Origin of the sequence: Nonomuraea antri, from assembly GCF_013283785.1 — a bacterium.
GTDB classification, from domain to species: domain Bacteria; phylum Actinomycetota; class Actinomycetes; order Streptosporangiales; family Streptosporangiaceae; genus Nonomuraea; species Nonomuraea antri.
Genome location: NZ_JABCPZ010000529.1, coordinates 1 through 1,450, shown reverse-complemented (window position 1 = coordinate 1,450; position 1,450 = coordinate 1). Strand labels below are relative to the sequence as shown.

Sequence of the window (1,450 nt, the reverse complement as noted above, 5' to 3'; positions counted from 1 at the left end):
CGCCCAGGCCACTCCCAGTGGCTGATCCCCGGGCCTCCTGGTCGAGCCCCCGTTCTAGTCGAGCCCCCGTTTGCCCGGCGCCCAGAAGGCCTTCACCTTGATCGCGTCGCGGGGCCAGCCGCGTTCGCGCATGAGGTGGTGGCGTACCGCCTGGCAGTCGCGCGCCTCACCCGCCACATAGGCCACCCCGGGACGCTCCGGCAGCTCCAGCTCCCGCACCCGGCCCGCCAGCCCCCCGGCCTCCGGGGTGGTCTCCACCGCGGCCAGTTCCCCGGCTCTCGGGAGCGGCAGCCCCGCGGTGGCGACCGCGCCGAACACCCGGGCCGCGGGCGGCAGCGCCCGCAACATGGCGCCGAACGCCGGCGCCGCCGTCTCGTCGCCCGCGAAGAGGTGGTACGGCGCTTCGTCACGCGGCAGGAGCCGTCCCTCGGGCCTGGTGAACGCCACCTGCTGCCCGATGCTCGCCGTCCTGGCCCAGAGCGCGCCCGGGCCGGCCTGGGGGTGGTCGAGCACACACAGGTCGAGCCGTCCGCGCGGGTCGTAGTCCCAGACGGAGTAGGTGCGCAGGACGTCCTTGAAGCCGCTCAGCCAGGTACGCAGCGCCATCAGGTCCGTCACCAGCACGCGGACGTGCTGCCCGGGTCGCCACGGCAGACCCGGCACGCCCGAGATCGCGATGCGGCGCACGCGCGGGGCGACCTGCTCGACCTCCTCGACCGTGCCGGTGACCATGATCAGATCCAACAGGCTCATCGCGCCACCTCCGTCCGGGGCGGACGTGCGGGTGAATCCTGGGCGGCCGTGCCGGCCGGTGATCGGTAGCTGTTGCTCATGCCGGCCACGATGAAGGTTAATGTGCACATGAAGTCAAGTGGCATGACCATCGGCGAACTGGCCGGGCGGTTCGGGCTGCCCACGCACGTGCTGCGGCACTGGGAGAGCGTCGGCCTGCTGAACCCCGACCGCCACGAGAGCGGCCACCGCCGCTACGGCCCGGCGGACCTGCGGCGCATCGCCATGATCCTGATGGGCAAGGACGCGGGGCTGGGGCTGCCGGCGATACGCGAGCTGTTCTCGTCGGGGAACCCGATGGACCACGACGGGGTGCTCAGGGAGCACCTGGAGGTGCTGGAACGCCGGATCGCCGATGCGCAGGCGGCCAAGACGATGATCGAGCACGCGTTGGCCTGCCCGAACCCCTTCGACACCTGCCCCCACGCCAACGCCCAGATCGAGGCCCGCATCCCACCACCCGGGGCTCCGTCCCCACCACTTACACCCGCCCACCACCTCAGCCCCTGACCCTGGCTTCAGCGGCTTTCCCTCACAGGCCGCCGCCTCCCGGTGGCCTGCCTCCCTGATGGCCCGCCTTCCGGTGGCCGCCTCCCGGCGATCCGCCTCCCGGTAGCCCGCCTCCCGGTGGCCCGCCTCCCGGTGGCCCGCCTTCCGG

Annotated in this window: 2 protein-coding genes; one reads left to right on the top strand and one right to left on the bottom strand. The window is 73.0% G+C overall.

Annotated features, from left to right (window positions below; translation table 11 throughout):
* Positions 1 to 54: 54 nt before the first annotated feature.
* A complete protein-coding gene (locus HII36_RS55150; RefSeq protein ID WP_173531380.1) occupies positions 55 to 753 on the bottom strand; it encodes a siderophore-interacting protein in 699 nt (232 codons plus the stop codon).
* Between the two features lie 123 nt (positions 754 to 876).
* Here HII36_RS55150 and HII36_RS55145 point away from each other — a divergent pair, with 123 nt between their 5' ends.
* Positions 877 to 1,302, top strand: a complete 426-nt coding sequence (locus tag HII36_RS55145) for a MerR family transcriptional regulator (RefSeq protein WP_236005241.1) — start codon at positions 877 to 879, stop codon at positions 1,300 to 1,302.
* Positions 1,303 to 1,450: the final 148 nt, after the last annotated feature.